The 20,697-nt window shown below is 50.1% G+C and carries 20 protein-coding genes; all 20 read right to left on the bottom strand.

Annotation, left to right across the window (positions count from 1 at the left end; genetic code table 11):
• Positions 1-6: 6 nt before the first annotated feature.
• Complete coding sequence (locus ACH50O_RS16365) at positions 7-1,953, bottom strand: type VI secretion system Vgr family protein (RefSeq protein WP_446808825.1); 1,947 nt, start codon at positions 1,951-1,953, stop codon at positions 7-9.
• Between the two features lie 45 nt (positions 1,954-1,998).
• Positions 1,999-2,289: a PAAR domain-containing protein gene (locus tag ACH50O_RS16370; protein ID WP_446808826.1), complete on the bottom strand. Its 291-nt coding sequence runs from the start codon at positions 2,287-2,289 to the stop codon at positions 1,999-2,001.
• Between the two features lie 13 nt (positions 2,290-2,302).
• The gene (locus ACH50O_RS16375) at positions 2,303-2,896 is read right to left on the bottom strand and encodes a DUF6931 family protein (RefSeq protein WP_446808827.1); all 594 of its coding nucleotides are present in this window, start codon (positions 2,894-2,896) and stop codon (positions 2,303-2,305) included.
• A gap of 24 nt (positions 2,897-2,920) precedes the next feature.
• Positions 2,921-4,258 carry a tetratricopeptide repeat protein gene (locus tag ACH50O_RS16380; RefSeq protein ID WP_446808828.1) on the bottom strand — a complete coding sequence of 446 codons (1,338 nt, stop codon included), beginning with the start codon at positions 4,256-4,258 and terminating at the stop codon, positions 2,921-2,923.
• Positions 4,259-4,438: 180 nt separating this feature from the next.
• Positions 4,439-5,665 (bottom strand): tetratricopeptide repeat protein, encoded by a 1,227-nt coding sequence (locus ACH50O_RS16385; protein WP_446808829.1) that lies wholly within the window; start codon positions 5,663-5,665, stop codon positions 4,439-4,441.
• 88 nt (positions 5,666-5,753) lie between these two features.
• Entirely contained in the window at positions 5,754-6,836 is a 1,083-nt protein-coding gene (locus tag ACH50O_RS16390) for a hypothetical protein (protein WP_446808830.1), read from the bottom strand.
• Between the two features lie 90 nt (positions 6,837-6,926).
• A complete protein-coding gene (locus ACH50O_RS16395) occupies positions 6,927-8,021 on the bottom strand; it encodes a LirA/MavJ family T4SS effector (RefSeq protein ID WP_446808831.1) in 1,095 nt (364 codons plus the stop codon).
• 746 nt (positions 8,022-8,767) lie between these two features.
• Positions 8,768-8,965, bottom strand: a complete 198-nt coding sequence (locus ACH50O_RS16400; protein WP_446808832.1) for a hypothetical protein — start codon at positions 8,963-8,965, stop codon at positions 8,768-8,770.
• A 26-nt stretch (positions 8,966-8,991) separates the two neighbouring features.
• The gene (locus ACH50O_RS16405; RefSeq protein WP_446808833.1) at positions 8,992-9,105 is read right to left on the bottom strand and encodes a hypothetical protein; all 114 of its coding nucleotides are present in this window, start codon (positions 9,103-9,105) and stop codon (positions 8,992-8,994) included.
• Between the two features lie 225 nt (positions 9,106-9,330).
• Positions 9,331-10,299 (bottom strand): hypothetical protein, encoded by a 969-nt coding sequence (locus ACH50O_RS16410; protein WP_446808834.1) that lies wholly within the window; start codon positions 10,297-10,299, stop codon positions 9,331-9,333.
• A 109-nt stretch (positions 10,300-10,408) separates the two neighbouring features.
• Positions 10,409-10,546 carry a hypothetical protein gene (locus tag ACH50O_RS16415; RefSeq protein WP_446808835.1) on the bottom strand — a complete coding sequence of 46 codons (138 nt, stop codon included), beginning with the start codon at positions 10,544-10,546 and terminating at the stop codon, positions 10,409-10,411.
• 322 nt (positions 10,547-10,868) lie between these two features.
• Positions 10,869-11,120 (bottom strand): hypothetical protein, encoded by a 252-nt coding sequence (locus ACH50O_RS16420; protein ID WP_446808836.1) that lies wholly within the window; start codon positions 11,118-11,120, stop codon positions 10,869-10,871.
• A 36-nt stretch (positions 11,121-11,156) separates the two neighbouring features.
• Positions 11,157-11,441 carry a hypothetical protein gene (locus ACH50O_RS16425; protein ID WP_446808837.1) on the bottom strand — a complete coding sequence of 95 codons (285 nt, stop codon included), beginning with the start codon at positions 11,439-11,441 and terminating at the stop codon, positions 11,157-11,159.
• A 96-nt stretch (positions 11,442-11,537) separates the two neighbouring features.
• A complete protein-coding gene (gene tssH, locus ACH50O_RS16430; protein WP_446808838.1) occupies positions 11,538-14,246 on the bottom strand; it encodes a type VI secretion system ATPase TssH in 2,709 nt (902 codons plus the stop codon).
• 38 nt (positions 14,247-14,284) lie between these two features.
• Positions 14,285-15,355 (bottom strand): type VI secretion system baseplate subunit TssG, encoded by a 1,071-nt coding sequence (gene tssG, locus ACH50O_RS16435; RefSeq protein WP_446808839.1) that lies wholly within the window; start codon positions 15,353-15,355, stop codon positions 14,285-14,287.
• Positions 15,319-17,205, bottom strand: a complete 1,887-nt coding sequence (gene tssF / locus ACH50O_RS16440; RefSeq protein WP_446808840.1) for a type VI secretion system baseplate subunit TssF — start codon at positions 17,203-17,205, stop codon at positions 15,319-15,321. Before tssF ends, tssG begins: the two co-directional genes overlap by 37 nt.
• 3 nt (positions 17,206-17,208) lie before the next feature.
• Positions 17,209-17,712 carry a type VI secretion system baseplate subunit TssE gene (gene tssE / locus ACH50O_RS16445; RefSeq protein WP_446808841.1) on the bottom strand — a complete coding sequence of 168 codons (504 nt, stop codon included), beginning with the start codon at positions 17,710-17,712 and terminating at the stop codon, positions 17,209-17,211.
• The gene (locus ACH50O_RS16450; RefSeq protein ID WP_446808842.1) at positions 17,705-18,523 is read right to left on the bottom strand and encodes a type VI secretion system accessory protein TagJ; all 819 of its coding nucleotides are present in this window, start codon (positions 18,521-18,523) and stop codon (positions 17,705-17,707) included. The genes tssE and ACH50O_RS16450 overlap by 8 nt, the downstream gene beginning before the upstream one ends.
• 76 nt (positions 18,524-18,599) lie before the next feature.
• The gene (locus ACH50O_RS16455; protein ID WP_446808843.1) at positions 18,600-19,082 is read right to left on the bottom strand and encodes an Hcp family type VI secretion system effector; all 483 of its coding nucleotides are present in this window, start codon (positions 19,080-19,082) and stop codon (positions 18,600-18,602) included.
• 123 nt (positions 19,083-19,205) lie between these two features.
• Complete coding sequence (gene tssC / locus ACH50O_RS16460; RefSeq protein ID WP_446808844.1) at positions 19,206-20,696, bottom strand: type VI secretion system contractile sheath large subunit; 1,491 nt, start codon at positions 20,694-20,696, stop codon at positions 19,206-19,208.
• Between the last annotated feature and the right edge of the window lies 1 nt (position 20,697).

The following is a 20,697-nucleotide window of genomic DNA, read 5'->3' on the forward strand; positions in this document are numbered from 1 at the left end:
CAATCGTTAATTTATCTGCACCAGGCCGCCTTTCAGCGTCAACATCCCGTCGCCGCTAACAGCGGTTTGCAAGCCTTTGAATTCCGCTTGAGTGTCTGCCTGGATTTTGACCATCATGCCTTTGATAGTGACTCCGCTTTGGTCTATTTTGATGCTGTTGGAACCAACCTTCAACTCTATAGACTGCCCGGCTTCCTCGGAGATGCTGCCGGAATTAACCTTGATCGTCCGGTTCCCTTGGCTGACCGTTAAACTATCGTTACCTTTATCAATTTCCACGGTGTGATCACCGGTCTTGACCGTCAACTTGTCGGTGCCTTGATCGAGCGTCACCGTCCGGTTGTTGTAGATATCGACAGTCTGGTCGCCGGCGTCCTTTTTCTCGAAGCCGATTTTCTGCACATCGTTATTCTCGACAATTCGCGTGAAGTTTTTCTCGGCGTGCATATAGACTTCTTCTTCACCCTTTTTGTCTTCGAAGCGAATCTCATTGAAATTGTCGGTCGCGCCGTCCGGGGTACTGCGGGTTTTGATACCGCTTTGGGTCTTATTGGCATCCAAGTCGTAGGGCGGCATTTGCTCGGCGTTATAAACCCGCCCGGTGATGATCGGATAATCGGGATTGCCTTCCAGAAAATCGACGATCACTTCCTGGCCGACGCGAGGAATGAACATCCCTCCCCAGTTTTTGCCGGCCCAAATTTGCGCGACACGCACCCAGCAGGAACTATTCTCGTCTTTGGCCCCAACTCTGTCCCAGTGAAACTGCACCTTGACCCGACCATATTCATCTGTGGTGATTTCTTCGCCGCTTCTGCCCACGACGATCGCGGTTTGTACGCCTTGTACGATCGGGACCCGACTCAGGCGCGGAGGCCGAAATACATATTCGGTAGCGATGACGGTATACGCGCATTGGTACTCTTGAATGCTATTGGCGATGCCATTAGACTCGTAACCGTTGTTTTGAATCTGAAACTGGGTAGACACCGCCAGATACTGCCGGTTCTGATCTTCGCGCGGATAATCGGTCAGTGTAAACTTGCTCCCCGTCGCCAGGCGGCGCACATTACCGCGCGCGGAAATCCGTTCGAATTCGGCACGTAATTCCTCCATCCGGATATTGGCAAGGCGACTGCCCTCGCCGCGTTCCTTATACTCGCCGGGATAATCGTAAACTTCCTTATCCGCCTGATCGTGCTCGGCCGCGATAGTCGCTTCGGTTTTTAGGTCCGCGCTAGGCGCTTCGAAATCGAATTCGTTTAAGCGGTAAGCGCCGGATTGGATAGTCTGGCTTAGGCTCCACTCGTAGATATTTTCTTCCTCGCGTTGCTCCTGATTGACCATCGGATAATATTTAATATTGGCACTCCCCGGGACATCGTCGTGCGCGGCCAAACTGTCGCATAGCACCATGCTATGGCCGGATTCGCTATGTTTGAAGTAATAATAGATGCCCTCTTCCTCCAGCAAACGGCTGATGAAATTGAAATCGGTTTCCCGATATTGCACGCAGTATTCTCGAGTAGCGTAAGTGCCGAGCGAACTATCGTCCACATCGGTATAGCCGTGTCGGGACAGGACATCTTTCACAATATCGGGAACCGAAGTCGATTGGGAGATTCGACAATTGTTGGCTCGGGTCAACAGCCAGATCTTGGGATGCAGGGTGGCTCGGTAATAATAGAGATTACCCAGCATGCCGAACTGGCTAACCCGCGTGACCAGACCGTTGAAATAGCGGAACTCGCCGTCCGCCAGCTCCAGCTTGACTGTCATGTCCTTGCCCAGCAAGCCCTGGAGATTGACGCTATTGCTCTCGCTCAGCAGCTCCAATTCGTACTCGAACAAGCGGCTGAGTTGCTCCGTACCGGTCATCCGATAAAGCAATAACGGCCCCGCATCCGCCGGTGCGGTAACGGAAGCAACGCGATTATCTTGAGAGTAAGCCATGGTTTAGTCCTATATCGAGCTTTTAGCCGGCATGTTTGAGAATGTTTAACCAATCAGTACGGTAGGAAAACCGACCACAATTGTGCCGCCGTGCGCACAGGTATCGCCCATTCTGGCGGCCGGCATATTACCGATCAGCACTGTCGTCGACCCCATTGCGATAGTATCGGGCGGACCAACGCAAGTTGCCATATCGGTGGCGCGGGCGGCCGGCATATTACCGATCAACACCGTTGGCGCCCCCGGCGGCAATATCGGGCCACCGACATGCGGCACCGGACCTGTGGTCATCGGACAAACATGCATATCGGTAATACGTGCGGCGGGTTGGCCCATGGTTTACTCCTGCTTAAGCCGGCTGCCAAACCCGGCCGTTGCCGCCGTTGGCGATGTCGATGCCCTGTTCGATAAAGAACAGGTATTTGTCTTTGGCTTTTTCCGGCTGTTTCAACACCGCCGCCAACATGACCGCGCCGGCCACTGCCTTGGACGTTAAATTGTCGGCCGGCGGTACGGATGGCGCATCTTCCGGCGCCATGCTGCCGTCACTCCAAAATGCCGCCATCGCTGCCCAGGCCGCGGCATTTTCAAAGGATGCGACATGGGCGGCGTTATTGGCAAGCCGGCGGTTCGGTTCGGTGGGTTTGTAAACCCACTGCTCCGCCGCTTCCAACGCCTTGACAACCTCGGGCTTACTCGTCGAGTCGATGGCACTGCGCGCGCACAAACAAGCCCACCAAGTCGCTTCGCGCTTGGGCAGGGCCCGCGCTAAAAAGCGCACGGCGTCGGGAAATAGCTGTTGAGCCACCAAGGCATTTAAAAACTGGGCGGGTTCAGGGTCCGGCTCCAGACACTTCAAGGCTTCCGGCTCCAATTGAATATCCCGGCATATAGCCAGAGCTTTAGGGATTGAAACTTTAGTTAAAGACGCCGCGCCAACCATATGTTCCCCATTTTTCTTTTTACGTTATCGATGCAACTCGCTATTAGCCACCACCAAAAAGCCATTTACCGGTTCCCCAGCCTCATAACGCAACATAACTTTATCGAGTGTTTTCAACTGCAGCCCGGCCGATTTTATCACGCTACGCAGGTAGTTCTCAGTATGACTGAAACGTCCATGCGGGTGTATCGTGTATCCATCCGCAATCGGTTTTTCATTGCGCTCGACGGTAAACACAAAATGACCACCGGGATGCAATGCTTCCACCGCAGCCTTGCACACCGGTTCAAGATCGCCGAAATACACCAAAGTATCGGCAGAGACTATCACATCGTAACTACGCGGATGCTGCTGGATAAATGCCGTCAATTCCGACTGGGTTAATCCATCGTAACAGCCGCGCTTTTCGGCCTTTTCCAGCATTTTGCCGGACAAATCCACACCGCTTATGGTACCGGCATAGGGTTTCAGCAACGGGCCGCAAAGACCCGTTCCACAGCCGGCATCGAGAATATCCAACACGTTTTCGGCTTTGCGATGGATGTCCTTCACCGCATCTGCCACCAAAAACGGCGCTTTGTACTCAAGCCCCTTCAGCACCATATCAAAACTATCGGAAAAGCCATCGAAAGTCTTGCAGATATATTCGTCAGAGGCTCGAGGCAACGATAATTCGCCGGTGTACGACTCCAAGCGATGCAATGCCAGCGGATTTTCCGGGTCATACTCCAACCACTGTTTTACCAGCAGAATCGCCTCGTCGACGTTGCCTTGTAAATACAACACCACGCATAAATTTTCATAATTTTCGGCGTTATAGGGCTTTAAATTCAATACTTGCCGATAGGCGGCCGCTGACTTTGCAAAGTCGCCCTGCTTTTTAAACACATTGCCTAAGTTCCGGTAAAACTCGGGGTTCTCAGGCTTTAAGGTTACCGCTATGGAAAACGCCTCAACCGCTTCGTCGAATCGAGACAAATGCCCTAAAACGATGCCAAAGTTACTATAGGCCGCTGCGTTATCCGAGTTTAAATCCAGCGCCTTACTATAAGCATCCGCGGCTTGTTCAAATCGCTCAAGTTTGTTGTAAATATTGCCCAAATTATTGTAGGCATCCGAATATTGCGGCGCTTCAGCCAACGCCTGCTCAATCGATTTGATGGCCGCATCGCTATCGCCCTGTTGATGCAGCAACAAACCGAAAAAATGCAGGGCTTCCGCACATTTTGGAAATTGGTCGAGAATAAGCCGGTACAAGGCTTCGGCTTCATCCAATTGCCCGGTTTGATGCAGTCTAATCGCCGCCGCCAAGGCATATTCCAGTTCCACAGTATCTTCGGTTAATTCTTGTTCGACAGTCATCTGTTTTGCCTAAATTGAGCGTGGAAAATCAAAAAACGTAGCTACCCGGCGCGCCGAAAACCTCTGCGTAACCGAAATCCATAGGCACAGAGTCGACTCAATCCCACTCCAAACCTGCTTTTATGCTGATTTGGGTCGGCATCTCCCAGTTCCCGGCTATCGCATTCGGCTGTACCGATTTCAACTACGATAAGCGACGACTAAAATCCCATCTACCTGGGTAGCCACCTCATAACGCAGCATCACTTTATCAAGACTTTTTATTGTCAAACCGGCCAAGTTGATTACCCAATGCAGATAGTCCTCTGTATGACTAAATCTGCCGTGCGGATGTATCCGGTACCCTTGTGCCAGTGGCTGTTCCGATCGCTCCACCGTAAAAACGAAATGTCCGCCTGGACGCAATGCGCCGGCTACGGCTTTTGCCACCACGGCCAGATCGCCAAAGTAAACCAGAGTATCCGCCGAAACGATGACATCATAGCCGGCGGGATAGGCCTGGATAAATGCGGTCAATTCGGACTGAATCAATTCATCGTAACAGCCGCGTTTCTCAGCCTTTGCCAACATGCCGGCCGACAAATCCACGCCGACTATTTGTTTGGCATAGGGCTGTAGAAGAGGCCCGCACAGCCCTGTTCCGCAACCAGCATCAAGCATAGTCAAAGCCTGCGGGCTTGTTCGATAAATATCCTTAACTGCGTCGGCCACCAAAAACGGCGCTTTATACTCAAGCCCCTTGAGCACCATATCGAAACTGTCCGAAAAGCTGTCGAATGTCTTACGAATATAGTCATCCGAGGCTCTGGTTTCCGACAACTCGCCGGTGTAGGAAGACCAGCGGTGCAGGGCCAGCGAATTGTCAGGGTCATGTTCCAGCCACTGTTTGACCAGCACAATCGCTTCCTCTAAATTACCCTGCAAATACAGCATTAAACACAGCTTTTCATAGTTTTCAGCGTTATATGGCTGCAACCCCAATACCTGTCTGTAGGCTTCCGCCGCTCTCGCAAAGTCGCCTTGCTTTTTATAGGCGACGCCCAAGTTAGCGTAAGTCTCGGCATTGGCCGGGTTTAACCTTAAAGCTTCGCAGTATGCATCGGCGGCTTGTGTGAATTGCTCCAGCTTGATGTAAATATTACCCAGATTATTGTAGGCATCGAAATATTGCGGCGCTTCGGCGAGCGCTTGACCGATCAACTGAATGGCGGCATCACTGTCACCCTGCTGATGTTTCAATAGCCCCAAAAAATGCAAGGCCTCCGGACATTTTGGAAATTGGTCAAGGATGGTTCGATAAACCGCTTCCGCGTCATTAACTTGACCGCTTTGGTGCAACCTGATCGCTGCGCCCAGAGCATAATCCAGATCGACTTCTTGTTCTGACACTTCATCTTCGATGGACATTTGTTAGCCAGGATGTGCAATACAATTAATAGTCAAGAACGGAAAGGTTTTTATAAAAAAATCACAATTCGCCGTAAAACGCTTCGGTTCAAAATAATGCGCAATATTTATCCTCGACAGAAATTTTCGCTTCACCTTGCCCCGAAGCATTAGGATAGAATTCTTCTATCATGATAGGCCGCGCATAAGATTGTTTAAGCAGGTAGACGCTACGATGGCGATCTATGAGTCCAGTACCTTTAGCATGCTTTTCAACGTGAAGATTACTCGCCGTGTGTATATGTTTCCTGACACCGGATGAATCCCGTTGCGTACTAACTTCGGACTTTTTTACCAACCTAATGGTGCTGACAGTGGCATTTTTCTGCAAATAAAACGACCACAATCTGCCATAGCGTATCCCGAAAACACTCGCCCACTCTTTAACTTCCTGTATGGTTAACGAGTCCTTATAGGTACTTTCCAGCCAATTTTTATATGCAATGCCCCAAATCGTGTCGACATATCGGCTTTTGTCGATCGATCTCAAATGGTCGTCTATCGGCTGCCCTCTCAGCTTAGCTAGCTCCAACAACCTTTCCTCCCAGAAGCCTTTCGCATCAACGGCCAACTTGCCAGTAATACCTGCATGGACAATCCGCGGCCGCGCGGGGTGACCATCCACAAACACACTGCAACCGCTCAGCGCGGCTGTAAAAAAAATCCTGGGGTTATCCGGATTATCCAAATCCGCCCCAACATCCTGTAGTTTCATATCCACTAATGAACCACTGTTCCAAGGCAGAAAATGTATCGGCACTCGGCTTTGAGAGGCAATGGGCGAGACGTCAAAAGTCTTGGCTCCAGGCTTGTCCCTATCCACATTAACTACATTGATGTGCACCACGCCACAGCCTGTGACACGGATAGCCGTAAAATTTTTTGGTCCCTGAGTGACCAGCCCTGTCGTATCATCCCACAGCGGCGATGAACTCACCGGCTGTACTGGAACCGTCTTATTCATAGGCATGCCCTCGAAATTTAGACGAGTTGGATCCGGCACAGTTTGCATTCCCGCGGCGTCGGGCGGGGAAACGGCATAGCGCTTCATAAATTCCAGGGGTTTTTCGAAAAGCAGTTTATCCAATTGGTTAAGAAACATAAAATTCACTGTAGATTTAATATTTAGCATCTAAGCCTAACTATCCGCCAATGCCATAAAGTTGATTACTCGAGCTAACCAGTCTAGCCTAAATTTCCAAAACGCAGATAAGCAACAATATTATTTCGCCAAATCGAATTGAAATATATGACCGGGAACATATCCCTTCTTACCATGAAACTCAACCTGCTTCATAGTCCACGCCCCCACGATCTTTCCAGTGTATTTACTATCACTTGTTTGCCTCTCAAAGGCTCGATGTACTTCTTTATTTTCATCTGGTTTAGCTACTGTGCAAACTTTCTCACTACTACCTATAGCTTTCCAACCAGTTTTATCATTCTGACTTTTTTTCTCATACATATTTGTTTGATGAGATTTAATGTATTGAATGGGTTTTTTAACTTCTTTCCCATCTCTCATTTCTAAAACATCAGCACTTTTTCCTGATTCATTCGCATTATGTAATTTCACATTCTGGCGATAACTCACATAATGAGCAATAAAACTATTATTACCCAATCCTTGTACCTTTTTAGTAATATTATTTGGAGTTCTGCAACTATCACTCGCTATATTCAATAGCGGATCGATTTTCGTCGTACTTCTAACAGTTTTTGCAGGAAAACAATCAACGAGCCAAGCCCATAAAGGCACTTTCCCCTTAGTAAGTACCGTCCAGTTACCTTCGACACGGGAATGAACATCAACTATGTTCATTATATCCGCCGAACCTTTGTACAACCGGGCTATGTCCTGCTTTGCTAATGCAGATATTTCGCGCCCAGCTGCCAACCATTGAAAACTGTGCGAAAACTCACCGTGTTCCGGTGCAAATGTATCCTTCCATAAAATCCCATCTTTGACATACTTTAGAAAATCATTTGAAGTTAGTGGCCCGGTAAACACTACATTTTTTTGGCAGCTAAATCCAAAGTTTATCGCATACTCAAGAATTGCTCGTGTAAATCGGTTTCCCTTTTGTTCCGGAGCATTTTGAGGTCTGGCATACGCCTTGTCCCCAGACCTAGAATATCCATTTTGCGCCAGATAGACATCCCATAAATCTGCAGAAACATTATTAAGACCTGTAACAACTTCTTTATCTTGACTCAGAAAATAGGCTATTTTTGCATACGAATCAATATCCTTAATATCTCCAAATATTTTCTTAATTCTTTCCTTGGCATTTTCTTCGCTTGTTATTTCCGTCATATCAACATCCTCAAGAAAACCGTAACTTTAATATAAAATAAAAGACATGAAATTAAAAATTACATACCTCTAAAACCAGATCTAATATCATTAATTAATATCGTAGCGTCGTACTTCGACTTTGAAACCGCCCTCTATATAGGGTTCACAACCCATTCCCATCCCTAATGCCTATACTTTATTTAGTAATCAATTTTTGTGCCACTCATTACTCATCCATTAAAAAACAACTAAGCGCTTGATTAGCATATTCTTTACGCAATCACATCCAAGAAAATCGAACTGCAAGAGACCTAATATTGAATGTTTTCAATACGATATTTCGTTTGCAATACGAAATATCGTATCCTGGGAACGTTTGGAGGCTATTGCCGTATATTGGCAATTGAAAGAAAAGCAAAAGCTGCTTTTTCCGAATTATTACAAACAGTCAAACATGAGAATAATCTGAAAAATAAGAACTGGGCAAAAAGACGTAAGGCGTCCTTCACCTGAAAAGAACAGACGGGAGCAGGCATATATATTCCATGCCTAAAACTTTGAAAAAACACTATCAATAATTTTCAATACTTGGAAAATTATTGATATATTAGAGGAAATTACCATTTTAGGGTGATAGTAACTGCATTATTGACACACCCGCTCTGTCGTTTTGCCTTCCATCATCCTGATCGAAAAACTCCTCGCTGATTCACGGCAATACAGTATTGATCAGGATCGCGTCTATTATATCCGGCCGCAACTTTTCAATTCGTTGCAACGGTGGCGATGGCACCTATCATTTCGTCTTTAATGGATAGTAAGGATCTCACCGCCAGTTGGCGTAACTGGGCGGGCGGAAGAACTGTTAGCAACAGCTCGCGCGGGGCTTTGGCGATGCCTTCCGGCTCAGGCATCAGTTCGGGGGAGGGGCATAGGCCCAAGATCATTCCGGTGCCGGGCATTGGCAGTCAGCAAAATCCGGGTGTTATTAAAATCGATCCCCCCGGCCTTCGCCATCTTCAATCCAACCCTTGTCGAACACCTGGCACAAGAGTTCCTGGTCATCGTGATACGCCTTTTCAACTTCGTCCAGCCATACCAAGCTGTAATATCAGCGCCGCACTGCGGCGATTAAAAACCCAGCATAGCCGAAGTATAAATTTCCAGTAAGCAACTCCAAGGTGTCAGGCAGTCGCTAAGGCTGGCCGCCAAAATTCTTTTCAAGGCGAAGGGTAACCGCTGCGTAATCTCTGCCATGACTGTTTGTTTAGAGCGACATGAACGTTATCCCCGAAATATTGCGCTCGGGTAATTGTGTTGTTAACAATCACTTAATCAGAGGAGGGGGCACTATTGAGTAAAAATCTAAATAGCTGTCGCCACCCAAAATACTATGATATTTCCAATAAGCACGATCGTTAGTTAAATTAAAAACAGTTCCATTCGAATTATAATAAATAGAACTTTGATTATAGTTGGTTGAGGCATGAATAAAGTATCCCTTATTTGCCATGGCGAAATTTGCTGTCGCGGTATTAACCCAATCCGACACCACAATATGATAATTCAATTCTGGAATATTATGCCGCTTTAACACACCGACACAATGATCGAAACATATTTCAAGCCCGAACTTCAGAGAAAACTGGCTACCCCAAGTTTGCGCATCGCCCGATCTATTGCCAGGTATAAATATCTGCTTATCCGGCGTCGCACCTCGTGCCTCTAAAAAATCCGCTGTTTTTTCATAAAAAAACAATATCTGACCGTTGCGAAGCATGTAAGCGTTATTTAAAACTCGGATGGGTTTTCCAACCATAACGTTAACATGAACTTGATTTAGCTTAGGCACAATTTTATTGTTTGAGCCGAGCCGAATGTCCTGATCTATGATTTCGCTTCTCTTGATGTCTCTTGCGGTTTTCTTGGCCTTCGTCAAATCGTTCAACCAGCGCTGCCTTTCTTTTTCGTCAGATAAATCACGGCTGTAATATATAGTGCCCGGCACAATCAACACATTTGGGTATTTGGTACTTAACTGCATCAATTGCCTAAGCGTATTATCATGATCCGCTGCCGAAATTGGCGTTTTACCAGGCCCTGAAAAATAATACTCAGGGGCCACGAAAATCGCTTGAACATGATTGCCATCCGAAAGCGAAGCACTATCTCTTTTTACAACAGCACCGAACATATCCAAGACGCGATTGAAACGCTGCAACCTCACGTCCAATGAATCAAGTAAATTACCATGATTATCATGAGTCCAAATACCAATTAAATTAGCATCCCCCATACCTACCCCCAACAATAATTTGAAAAACCAATTTAATTTAACCAGTATTTCAAATGACTTAATTAATAATAAATATCAACCAAAACACTTTTTATAATCTACTTAGACTCTACTCAAACCCATACCCGAACTCCCCATCCGTGACATTGACATGCACCCGCTCGATCGGCTTGCCTTCCATCATTCGGATTAAGAACTCCTCGCTGATTCGCGGCAATACGGTATTTGTCAGGATCGCATCTATCATCCGGCCGCCGCTTTACAGTTCGATGCGGCGGCCGGCGATCAGTTTGATGACTTCGTCGTCATAACTGAACGGCACTTTGTGGCTTTCGGCGTTATGTTTTTCGTTTGCTTCTTCATTAATAGGTGCGCGGTGCGCACCCTACAAGGCTGCCGGCATGTAACATAAGAACCTAATGGGCGTTTGCCAAGCCTGTGGAAATAGTCGCACGAACCTCCCACCAAACAACCCCGCGACAACCAAAGGCCAAGTTGGCCCCATGCCACCCGCCGGAACCCAAGTACGGTTCCGCCCTACGCGGACTAAGTCTCCGTTGTGACACAAATTAAAAAGCAATTTTGTATAAAATATCCGGAAGCCCCCCTTTCAATTCTTGAAGCGTGTGCACGTCTCCCCATGTGTAAACTTCTGCGTCTGACTTGTAGTAGACCCAATGTCGCAAACCTTTCCAACGGGTGCTGTCTTTCTTCCCCAGCCCCATGATGCATGAGCCACCAGTTCCGCTCGTTGGACTATCGAGACGCCCGGCAGCCTGTTTGATGTAGTGCAGAAACTCAACCACGCCGTCCGGAGTCATGGCGATGCCAATTTTTTCATTTTGTGCCGGGCCGCATCAGTGATCATGCTGAAGGAACCCTTGTAATGTCTGAGTTGCGAAGTCTCCCCCGAATGTCTGGGTAAAAGTCTCGATTTCCTTGGCGATGCAGGGCTTGTCATTCTGGAGTTGCCGCAAGAAGTCTTTCACAAGAGAAATAATCAGATCTCGGTGTTCCCTTGAGTCTGGTATGTAGTGACCGAGATCGATCACTTTATTGTCCTGCAACGCGCTCAACACTGAGACAAAGCCGCAAACACCCCATCCCCATTGTTCGGAGCTCTTCTTCACTGTACCGTTCATATTCAACCACCTATTCCAGAGATAATTTAAAAACGAAAAAGAACGAATAATTGCGTCGGACTCGATTTCGTTTCGAGCCGCACCCTCACTGCATTACTACTCAAACCCATACCCAAAATCCCCATCCGTGACATTGACATGCACCCGCTTGATCGGCTTGCCTTCCATCATTCGGATTAAGAATTCTTCGCTGATTCGCGGCAATACGGTGTTGGTCAAGATCCCGTCTATCATCCGGCCGCCGCTTTCCAGTTCGGTGCAACGGCTGGCGATCAGTTTGATCACCTCGTCGTCGTAACTGAACGGAACCTTGTGGCTTTCGGCGATGCGTTTTTTAATGCGGCCCAATTGCAATCTGGCGATGGCACCTATCATTTCGTCAGTCAAAGGATAGTAAGGAATCACCACCAAACGGCCCAGCAGAGCCGGCGGGAATACTTTTAACAAGGGCTCGCGCAAGGCCTTGGCGATGCCTTCCGGTTCCGGCATCAGTTCCGGGTCGGCACACAATCCGGCGATCAAGTCGGTACCGGCATTGGTGGTCAGCAAAATCAGCGTATTTTTAAAATCGATCACCCGACCTTCGCCGTCTTCCATCCAGCCTTTGTCGAAGACCTGGAAAAAGATCTCGTGCACGTCAGGGTGGGCTTTTTCCACTTCGTCCAATAACACCACGCTATAGGGCCTGCGTCGCACGGCTTCGGTCAGTACGCCGCCCTCGCCGTAACCGACGTAACCCGGAGGCGCGCCTTTCAGCGTGGAAACGGTATGCGCTTCCTGGTATTCGCTCATGTTGATGGTGATGACATTTTGCTCGCCGCCATACAGGGTTTCCGCCAGCGCCAGCGCGGTTTCGGTCTTGCCGACGCCAGAAGTACCGGCCAGCATGAATACGCCGATCGGCTTGTTGGGATTGTCGAGGCCGGCGCGGGAAGTCTGAATCCGCTTGGCGATCATTTCCAGCGCGTGGCGTTGGCCGATGATGCGCTGTTCCAACAAATCCGGCAGTTTCAACACGGTTTCGATTTCGTTTTTCACCATCCGTCCGACCGGAATGCCGGTCCAATCCTGCACCACCGCGCCGACCGCTTGTTGATCGACGGTCGGCAGAATCAGAGGCGACTCGCCTTGTTGCTCATGCAACTGGGTTTGCAAGGTTTTCAATTCGCCGAGTAATGCTTCACGATCCACGGCTTCCGCGCCGGCTTGCTGCTGTTCCGTTGCATCAGCCGCTGGCGCGGGATTGTCCACGGCATGGCCCGCCGCCCTGAGTTTGGCACGCAAGTCCAGGATTTTACCGACCAACTCTTTCTCGGCGTTCCAACGCACATCCAGTTCCGCCAGACGTAGCTTTTCCGCGTCGAGTTTCTCGTTAGCCAATTGTTCGCGGGCACTTACTTCGACACCTACCGCCTTTTCCCGGCCGATGATCGCTAATTCGGTTTCCAAGGCTTCGATGCGCTTACGGCAATCGTCGACTTCCGCCGGCACCGCATGTTGACTGATGCCGACTCGCGCGCAAGCTGTGTCTAACAAACTGACAGCCTTATCAGGCAACTGCCGAGCAGGAATGTAACGATGCGACAGCTTGACCGCAGCTTCCAACGCTTCGTCCAGAATCAGCACTTGATGATGCTTTTCCTGTACCGTCACGACGCCGCGCATCATCCGAATCGCTTTCTCTTCGCTGGGTTCCAGCACCTGCACCACCTGGAAGCGGCGGGTCAAAGCCGGGTCTTTTTCGATATGTTTTTTATATTCGGCCCAGGTGGTGGCAGCCACGGTGCGCAATTGGCCCCGCGCCAGCGCCGGTTTTAATAGATTGGCGGCATCGCCGGTACCTGCTGCGCCACCGGCGCCGACCAAAGTATGCGCTTCGTCGATAAACAAAATGATCGGTTTGGGAGAAGACTGCACTTCTTCGATGACTTGCCGCAAGCGGTTCTCGAATTCGCCTTTCATACTGGCACCGGCTTGCAGCAAACCCACATCCAGGGTACGCAAGGTCACATCGCGCAGCGAAGGCGGCACGTCGCCAGCCACTATCTTTAACGCAAAGCCTTCCACCACGGCGGTTTTACCGACCCCGGCCTCGCCGGTCAGAATGGGGTTGTTTTGCCGGCGGCGCATCAAAATGTCGATAACCTGCCTGATTTCTTCGTCGCGGCCGACGATAGGATCGATCTTGCCGTTGCGGGCCTGCTCGGTGAGATCGACGGTAAATTGTTTCAATGCTTCCTGCTTGCCCATCGCCGCCGGTGCAATAGCGCCGCTGGCTTCGCCCGGCGCAGCTCCGCCTTGAAAACCGTCGGTTGCCGACAATCCGTCCTCCGGCGAACCGGCTGTCACCCCGGCCAATTCGTCGGAAAGCAAATCCGGTTTGATTTTTTCGAACTCCTTGGAGATACCCAGCAATTCATTGCGCAGCGATTTGGTTTTCAACAAACCCACCAGCAAATGTCCACTGCGAACCTGACTTTCGCCGAACATCAAGGTGCCATAAACCCAGCCGCGTTCGACGCTCTCTTCAATGTGCGGCGAAAAATCGGAAATTGCCGTGGAACCGCGCGGCAAGCGGTCCAGGGAATTAGTGACGTCCCTGGCAATCACCGACGAATCGAGACTGTAATGCTTAATCAATCTATGCAAATCCGAATCGGGCAACTGCAATAACTGGCTCAGCCAATGCACCAGTTCGACATAGGGATTGCCGCGCAGCTTGCAAAACACCGTCGCCCCCTCTATGGCTTTGTAACAGACCCGGTTTAATTTCCCAAACAGCTTGACTCGGCTAATTTCTGCCATGGTTTATGTCCTATCGGTAAAAGTTTACAAATTGTTTGTCACTCAACAGCCAAGGTGATGAACGGATTCAGCCGCAAATCATCGGCATCGCAAGCGCTACGCCGCAGTCCCAGCCACATACTCCACCCCAACTGGGCGTCGCCGTTCATGCTCAGGCCATCGCCTGCCTCCGCGGTGCCCAAGACCAATTCATTTGGTACTTGGAATTTTTCCAGTATCAACTGCGCATCCCACACGTACTCGTCGCCGACATAATTACGGACGATAGCAACCAGCTGCGGTAAGTCCTCGCCACCCGGCAATAAGGCCAGGTATTGCTGCAAACGCAAAGGTCCCAATGCAATATTGAATTTATGCTGGCATCCCCAGACGGCCGCTCCCAACAACGCCGATTGACCCAGACAGGCAATATCGGCGCTGACACCGAGGCGGGTTTGATCGCTAACTTGAATATCCATCCACTCGCCGACAAATTCGTCGATGCGCACGCGCACATTAAGCACATCGGCAATAATAGACTGCAAACCGGCCGGATGCTTGGTCTGCGCGGCAAAATGTCCGGCATAAAATAGCTTGGCTCTATCGGCCAGCTCATCGCGGTCCCGATGCGCTGGCCCGGCGATACCCAGCATTGCACCGACATAAAATCCGAAGCGGTCGGTTTCCGGCCTGTCGTATTGCACGGTGGGCCGAGCATTGGCCCAAGCCCGATAAAACAGGCTGATCATCCGATGATGAAAAATGTCGGCGAAGCGGGCAAAGGTTGGATCGTGATGATGGCGCAGCCGCTCTCGAACATACTCTGTCAAATGCAGCGGCAACGGCCCTTGTGGCCCGAACAACCCCAAAAAATTTACCGCCAGCCGGGGCTTGTCGGAAATTCGGTCATGACTGGCATAAGCGGCAATAGTGGAAGGCGAAAACTCCAACTCCGGTTCTTGGGCGAAACGCAACGGATCGTCGCCGACTTTAATGCTGGAGCCCAATCTGGGCCTGTCGGCATTCAAACATTCGATCAGCCGCACCGCCTCGAAAAAATCGAAGCTTTGAGCCGCCTGTTCCAACTCCGCCATCAAAACGTGTGGCGGCGTCCGATTCTCACTGGCCATCGGGCCACCTCACCGCGGTCGGTGGTACGTATCACCGTTTCCACAAAAGAGTTGATCGACACATAACGGGCAAAAAACTGTTCCAACACCGTACCCAACAGAAAATAGCCGCCGCCTTCGAAAGCCGATTCGTCTAACAACACCGTAATTTCCAAGCCCCTGCCGAACACCATAGGGCCATTGGCATCGATGCGTCTGACTACATTTTTGGTTCTGACCGAAATCACGCCTTCAATCTGTTTTTTGATTGCCGGCTCACGGTTCTCCGCATACAAACTTAATAACTCGCGCAATGCCGTCGCGCCCGTATTGGCATCGTTATCGACCAGCGACAAATAATTCAGCGAAAGATGATTGATTAAGCGCCAAACCGTATCGGCTTCGTATGCGGCCGGCAACGGCCGGGTCGGACCGGCGATGCAGCGTATCGATTTGACCGGCGCGCTGATTTGTAAGGTAAAGTCGGTATCGCCAAGCCCAACCGGCATAACCAATGGCAAATCGCGATTGGTACACAAGGTTTCCAGACCCAATTGGCCGACATTGACCGAATAGGGCGCCTGAGCGGCGTCAACCAGGGAAATGAAGACTTCGCTGCCGATATAGCTGGAACGTACGCCCTTGCGGCGCTGTTTTGTCGAGAGAACCCGCTTCTGGCGGCGTAATGTGTAGAACGCCGTTTCCGCTTGGCTGTGAAAAGCCGTCTTCGAGCCATAAAACGGTAAAAAGGTTTGCTCAACACTCTGACCGCTGCCAAAGCCTTCAACCTGCTTGACGCTGGACACTTCATAATCCATCGGCCGGCCGCGATCGACAACCAGATGGTATTCCGACTGGCGATGGTCGACGCGAATCCGGTCCGCTTTCTTCGGAAACAAATTGATAGCCGGTACGCAAAACAACGCCAGATTGGTTTTATCCACGGCATTAACCAATTGTGCGTCGCTGCGATCCAACAAGACGAATAGCTCTATTTCGTCGCTTTCACACTCCGCAATCAAACCCGATAATTCGCCAAGCTCCACAAACAGGTAGCGTTCCGGAAACGCAAAATATTCCTGCAAAATCCGATAGCCGTCGAATGAACGCGGGGGTTGTTGCAATAATGCCTCATCCTCCTCAAATCCTACCCCACGCACCAGCCGGCCATCGGCAAATTTAACCATGGTCGACGAGCCATGCTTCGATTTGCAGGCAATCGCCTTGCTGTTAGCTAAAAATTGCTCGTATAACCGATAAGGAGTGCTACCGGAACCTCGTAAAAATAACGGTAGCTTGTCCAGCGCTAGTTGGTTGAATTTCGCCCCGGTAGTGGTGCGTAACACGATGCGTAACGCAGCCTTGATCTGACTCAGGTATTTCGGCGACGACAAACCGTTACTGGAAATAGCGGCCAAGGTAGGTAAATATTCCAACTGGCTGATTTCCAGCGGAAACAGTTGCAATGGCTGCGCCGTCCGATATTCGCAAGCCGTCTGTTCACCTTTGGCCACCAGACTACGCAGACTGGTACCCTTTGGAATAGTCAGCCCTTTAACCAGAGCTTCTTCGCTCAAGTCGGGTTTGAACTCGACCACGGTCATCGAGGGCGTCGAAGACAAATAATGCGGATAAATAATATCCAGCAAATGCTGGGTAAAATTGGGGAACTCGGAATCAACTTTGAGTTGCACCCGAGCGGCCATGAAAGCAAAGCCCTCAAACAACCGTTCGACATAGGGGTCGCTACATTCGAAAGTATCCAGGCCCAGCCGACCGGCAATTTTGGGAAATTCGCTGGCAAACTCGGCGCCGACCTCGCGAACGTGCTGAAGCTCCCGGTTATAGTATTTCAGTAAACGAGGGTCCATCCCTTATCCCCCTAAATCCTTGACCGTGACTTCCCCGGTTTCCAGATCCAGATCGCTACGTATATACAAATGCACCGGCAAAGGCTGCGCCCATAAATCGCCTTCGATTTTGAAACAAATGGCTTTCTGACTCATCCTCTCATCGGCCACAGCCACCTGCACTTTCAGCGAAGCGGCGATTATTCTCGGTTCAAAATTGACAATGGCTTGCTTGATCTTGCGCTCCAACTTGCCGACATCCGTACTGCTGAGATTGGTGCCGGACAATGCCGGAATGCCATAATTAACGACCGAACGTGCCACATACGGTGCATCGCTCAAATCCTGCAATGCTTCGAAAGCCGTGGTATTTAACAGCCACCCCAAATCCCTCAACACGCTTTGCCGCAACTGCCGATACGACAGAACCCGCTGTTCTCCCGATTCCGTCTTATTCGTCGGCGCGTTGTCGGTCAGCCTATCCAGCAACGACGGCTGCAGGCGCTCGGTAGCGGCCAGTTCAGCCATGGTCTATGGAGACCGTTGAATTTACAATCAGCTGGCGAGCTTCGAATAATGAGTGCTCGCCCTGATCCGTCACCAGGAGCCGCTGCCCCAAGCCGTGATAATGGCCGAAGGGCAGTTCCCGCCATTCGGTCCTGCGGGCCAAACGCAGCGTCGCATCCGCGGCCTTATCCGAATCGGGATAGCGGGAAGGAATCAGGCCAAATGCATTGCCGCCGTTGGCCCAGGTAAATTGAGCCGGTAACCAGACTAAATCGCGCAAATCGCTAGGCGCTTCTATCTCAATTCTGGCAATCCGGCAAAAGGGTATCCAGTAATAACGGCCATTCACTATCGCCTCCACCACCGGGCCGATGCGGGTGTCGGAGTCTGCTATCCACTCGAAAGCGTCGCCGTTGAAAGATCCGGAACTAGCTGGCGCCAATTCATACGCTTGATCGCGAAGCTCGCCAGCCTGCTCATGGCACCCTTGGGCCGATAGCTTACAGGCCTCGATCAGCAAGGCAATCCATTGTTCGGGCTCGCCGAAAACCAGCGGGGAGGTTTGACCTTGGAATACTTTTTCTCGAAGCATTTCGCAACGAATGGCTTCCCTATAGGTTTGTACCATCGCCAAATTGGCCGCATCCAGATTGCCGCAGACATTGAGCTGATTCAGTGCTCTGTCCCATTGTCCGTTCAACGCCAGCAACTGAAACAAAAATATTCGATGTTTAGCCTGGTCCGGATTCTTACGGACCTGATCTTGCAATTGCGCCAGCGCATCCTCCAGTCGCCCTTCTTTCAAACTTATTTCTGCGGTACTTGTAGTCATTTAAATTCGGAAAGTCGATTCGCAAAGGGACGCGCCCCCCTCACGGGCGGGCGCGCGACCAGAACTCCAGCACAACTTAATAAGGAACGTTTCCCTGAATATCCCAAGCCATTTCAGGTTTATCACCTTCGCCGCCTTTCTCGGTTTGCTCGATATATTTGACTTTTACCTTGGCGAAATTAAGCGTGACATTTTCAGTCAGCCTATCCTCGCCGCCTGAACCACCGGTAGAAACTGAGGAGATCAGGACTTCTTCCATAGTGATGGTCAAATATTCCAAAGGTTTATCGCCGGCTTTGCGAACCACCAACACCGCTTCTTTAATATGGGTGCCTTTGCAGCAGGCTTTCAGCAGATCGGGACTGCCTTTGTCCAACCATTTGGTGAAACTTATATCGGAAACATTCACTTTTCCGGCACCACCACCACCACCGACATGCATGGTGCCTGATTGGGACAAACCCCAGCTCCAGGCCAGCACATCGGTTTGACCTTTATGTTTGTGATCTTTGGACTCACCCGGAATATTATCGATTTTAATAAACATATCTACTGCCATAACCTACTCCTTTCTTCTAATAAAATTAAATTGATGTAAAACTATCTGTTAACGAAATACAGCTATCTGACAACTCAGAATCATCTCAAACGCACCTCCCGGAAAATTAAAATCTTCGATACCTTAACCGCCCTTGACCGACGGCAACTTGGAAACCAGACGCAACGATACCGTAAGCCCTTCCAACTGGTAATGCGGACGCAAGTAAAACTTAGAGGTGTAGTAACCGGGGTTGCCTTCCACTTCTTCCACTACCACCTCGGCAGCCGATAGAGGTTTTCTGGATTTGGTCAATTCATCCGACATCGCCGGATTGGGATCCACATAATTTTTCACCCAACTGGTCAGCCAAATTTGCATATCGTCGCGCTCCTTGAAAGAACCGATCTTGTCGCGAACGATGCACTTCAGATAATGTGCGAATCGGCAGGTGGCGAACAGATAAGGCAGGCGGGCCGCCAAATTGGCATTGGCCGTTGCATCCGGGTCGTCATATTCGGCGGGCTTTTGCAGCGATTGCGCACCGATAAATGCCGCGAAATCGCTATTTTTCTTATGGATCAGCGGCATGAAACCGCTTTTTGCCAATTCCGCCTCGCGCCTGTCGGTAATCGCAATCTCGGTTGGGCATTTCATATCCACGCCGCCGTCGTCGGTCGGAAAGCTATGCACCGGCAAACCTTCCACCGCGCCGCCGGATTCAATACCGCGAATCCGCGAACACCAGCCGTAAAGCTTGAACGAGCGATTGATGTTGACCGCCATCGCATAGGCCGCATTGGACCAAGTGTATTTGCTGCTATCGGCGCCGGAGGTATCTTCTTCGAAATCGAATTCATCTACCGGATCGGTCTTGGCGCCGTAAGGCAATCGGCTCAGAAAGCGCGGCATCGCCAAACCGATATAGCGAGAGTCTTCGGAGTCACGTAATGACCGCCAAGCGGCATATTCGGGTGTTTGGAAGATTTTGGTCAAATCGCGCGGATTGGCCAGTTCAGACCAACTTTCCATTTGCAAAACCGACGGCGCCACGCCGGACAGGAAGGGGGTATGCGCCGCGGCACTGATTTTTGCCATCTCGCTGAGCAGTTCCACATCCGGTGGACTATGATCGAAATGGTAATCGCCGACCAAACAACCGAAAGGTTCGCCGCCGAAGGTGCCGTATTCTTCCTCGTAGAGTTTTTTAAATAACGGGCTTTGATCCCAGGCAGTGCCCTTAAATTTCTTCAGGGTTTTACCCAGTTCGTTTTTGGATACATTCAACACCTTGATTTTCAGCATTTCATCGGTTTCGGTGTTGTTCACCAAATAATGCAGCCCCCGCCAAGCGCCTTCCAGTTTTTGGAAATCGGGATGATGCAATACCAAGCTAAGCTGTTCGGAGATCTTTTGATCCAGCTCCGCGATGATGGCCTGAATGCTCTTGATTGCATCATCGGATACTTTGGAAACATCCTGCAGCGCATATTGCGCCAGAGTAGCCACCGCAGTGGTGACTTGATTCGCGGCTTCGGTTCCCGGCTTGAATTCCTTCGACAGCAATGCCGAAAAGTCGTCCAGCTCAAGTGTTTGAGTCGCGCCTTGTTGTGTTTGGGTATCTAATTCGGCCATG

The organism is Methylomonas sp. 2BW1-5-20 (genome assembly GCF_052474515.1).